Source organism: Pseudomonas sp. ACN5 (assembly GCF_002303975.1).
Classification (GTDB): domain Bacteria; phylum Pseudomonadota; class Gammaproteobacteria; order Pseudomonadales; family Pseudomonadaceae; genus Aquipseudomonas; species Aquipseudomonas laurylsulfatiphila.
This window is the reverse complement of sequence record NZ_MRCP01000035.1, coordinates 1-3,220: the sequence shown is the minus strand read 5'-3', so window position 1 is coordinate 3,220 and position 3,220 is coordinate 1. Positions and strand designations below refer to the sequence as shown.

Below are 3,220 nucleotides of genomic sequence, written 5' to 3'. Positions count from 1 at the left end.
AGTATAACCAGATTGCTTGGGGTTATATGGTCAAGTGAAGAAGCGCATACGGTGGATGCCTTGGCAGTCAGAGGCGATGAAAGACGTGGTAGCCTGCGAAAAGCTTCGGGGAGTCGGCAAACAGACTTTGATCCGGAGATGTCTGAATGGGGGAACCCAGCCATCATAAGATGGTTATCTTGTACTGAATACATAGGTGCAAGAGGCGAACCAGGGGAACTGAAACATCTAAGTACCCTGAGGAAAAGAAATCAACCGAGATTCCCTTAGTAGTGGCGAGCGAACGGGGACTAGCCCTTAAGTTGATTTGAGATTAGCGGAACGCTCTGGAAAGTGCGGCCATAGTGGGTGATAGCCCTGTACGCGAAAATCTCTTATCAATGAAATCGAGTAGGACGGAGCACGAGAAACTTTGTCTGAATATGGGGGGACCATCCTCCAAGGCTAAATACTACTGACTGACCGATAGTGAACTAGTACCGTGAGGGAAAGGCGAAAAGAACCCCGGAGAGGGGAGTGAAATAGATCCTGAAACCGTATGCGTACAAGCAGTGGGAGCCCACTTTGTTGGGTGACTGCGTACCTTTTGTATAATGGGTCAGCGACTTATTTTCAGTGGCGAGCTTAACCGAATAGGGGAGGCGTAGCGAAAGCGAGTCTTAATAGGGCGTCTAGTCGCTGGGAATAGACCCGAAACCGGGCGATCTATCCATGGGCAGGTTGAAGGTTAGGTAACACTGACTGGAGGACCGAACCGACTACCGTTGAAAAGTTAGCGGATGACCTGTGGATCGGAGTGAAAGGCTAATCAAGCTCGGAGATAGCTGGTTCTCCTCGAAAGCTATTTAGGTAGCGCCTCATGTATCACTGTAGGGGGTAGAGCACTGTTTCGGCTAGGGGGTCATCCCGACTTACCAAACCGATGCAAACTCCGAATACCTACAAGTGCCGAGCATGGGAGACACACGGCGGGTGCTAACGTCCGTCGTGAAAAGGGAAACAACCCAGACCGTCAGCTAAGGTCCCAAAGTTATGGTTAAGTGGGAAACGATGTGGGAAGGCTTAGACAGCTAGGAGGTTGGCTTAGAAGCAGCCACCCTTTAAAGAAAGCGTAATAGCTCACTAGTCGAGTCGGCCTGCGCGGAAGATGTAACGGGGCTCAAACCATACACCGAAGCTACGGGTATCACCTTCGGGTGATGCGGTAGAGGAGCGTTCTGTAAGCCTGTGAAGGTGAGTTGAGAAGCTTGCTGGAGGTATCAGAAGTGCGAATGCTGACATGAGTAACGACAATGGGTGTGAAAAACACCCACGCCGAAAGACCAAGGTTTCCTGCGCAACGTTAATCGACGCAGGGTTAGTCGGTCCCTAAGGCGAGGCTGAAAAGCGTAGTCGATGGAAAACAGGTTAATATTCCTGTACTTCTGGTTATTGCGATGGAGGGACGGAGAAGGCTAGGCCAGCTTGGCGTTGGTTGTCCAAGTTTAAGGTGGTAGGCTGAGATCTTAGGTAAATCCGGGATCTTAAGGCCGAGAGCTGATGACGAGTGTTCCTTTGGAACACGAAGTGGTTGATGCCATGCTTCCAAGAAAAGCTTCTAAGCTTCAGATAACCAGGAACCGTACCCCAAACCGACACAGGTGGTTGGGTAGAGAATACCAAGGCGCTTGAGAGAACTCGGGTGAAGGAACTAGGCAAAATGGCACCGTAACTTCGGGAGAAGGTGCGCCGGTGAGGGTGAAGGACTTGCTCCGTAAGCCCACGCCGGTCGAAGATACCAGGCCGCTGCGACTGTTTATTAAAAACACAGCACTCTGCAAACACGAAAGTGGACGTATAGGGTGTGACGCCTGCCCGGTGCCGGAAGGTTAATTGATGGGGTTAGCTAACGCGAAGCTCTTGATCGAAGCCCCGGTAAACGGCGGCCGTAACTATAACGGTCCTAAGGTAGCGAAATTCCTTGTCGGGTAAGTTCCGACCTGCACGAATGGCGTAACGATGGCGGCGCTGTCTCCACCCGAGACTCAGTGAAATTGAAATCGCTGTGAAGATGCAGTGTATCCGCGGCTAGACGGAAAGACCCCGTGAACCTTTACTATAGCTTTGCACTGGACTTTGAATTTGCTTGTGTAGGATAGGTGGGAGGCTTTGAAGCGTGGACGCCAGTTCGCGTGGAGCCATCCTTGAAATACCACCCTGGCAACTTTGAGGTTCTAACTCAGGTCCGTTATCCGGATCGAGGACAGTGTATGGTGGGTAGTTTGACTGGGGCGGTCTCCTCCTAAAGAGTAACGGAGGAGTACGAAGGTGCGCTCAGACCGGTCGGAAATCGGTCGTAGAGTATAAAGGCAAAAGCGCGCTTGACTGCGAGACAGACACGTCGAGCAGGTACGAAAGTAGGTCTTAGTGATCCGGTGGTTCTGTATGGAAGGGCCATCGCTCAACGGATAAAAGGTACTCCGGGGATAACAGGCTGATACCGCCCAAGAGTTCATATCGACGGCGGTGTTTGGCACCTCGATGTCGGCTCATCACATCCTGGGGCTGAAGCCGGTCCCAAGGGTATGGCTGTTCGCCATTTAAAGTGGTACGCGAGCTGGGTTTAGAACGTCGTGAGACAGTTCGGTCCCTATCTGCCGTGGACGTTTGAGATTTGAGAGGGGCTGCTCCTAGTACGAGAGGACCGGAGTGGACGAACCTCTGGTGTTCCGGTTGTCACGCCAGTGGCATTGCCGGGTAGCTATGTTCGGAAAAGATAACCGCTGAAAGCATCTAAGCGGGAAACTTGCCTCAAGATGAGATCTCACTGGGACCTTGAGTCCCCTGAAGGGCCGTCGAAGACTACGACGTTGATAGGTTGGGTGTGTAAGCGCTGTGAGGCGTTGAGCTAACCAATACTAATTGCCCGTGAGGCTTGACCATATAACACCCAAGCAATTTGACTGCTCCTGAATAAAGAGCAGAGCCAGATTGCGGTGTGTGAAGACGAAACGAACCGAAAGTTCGACGCTCACAAAACACCGAACTCTATTACATACCCAATTTGCTGAAGCGAGGCCAACCGGTCACGACTCAGTACCCGAATTTCTTGACGACCATAGAGCATTGGAACCACCTGATCCCATCCCGAACTCAGCAGTGAAACGATGCATCGCCGATGGTAGTGTGGGGTTTCCCCATGTGAGAGTAGGTCATCGTCAAGATTAAATTCCGAAACCCC

At 51.7% G+C, this 3,220-nt stretch carries 2 rRNA genes; both read left to right on the top strand.

Annotated features, from left to right (window positions below):
• The first annotated feature begins 28 nt into the window (after window positions 1–28).
• Window positions 29–2,922 (top strand): 23S ribosomal RNA (locus BSF40_RS31265).
• Window positions 2,923–3,087: 165 nt separating this feature from the next.
• A 5S ribosomal RNA gene (gene rrf, locus BSF40_RS31260) occupies window positions 3,088–3,203 on the top strand.
• Window positions 3,204–3,220 lie beyond the last annotated feature (17 nt).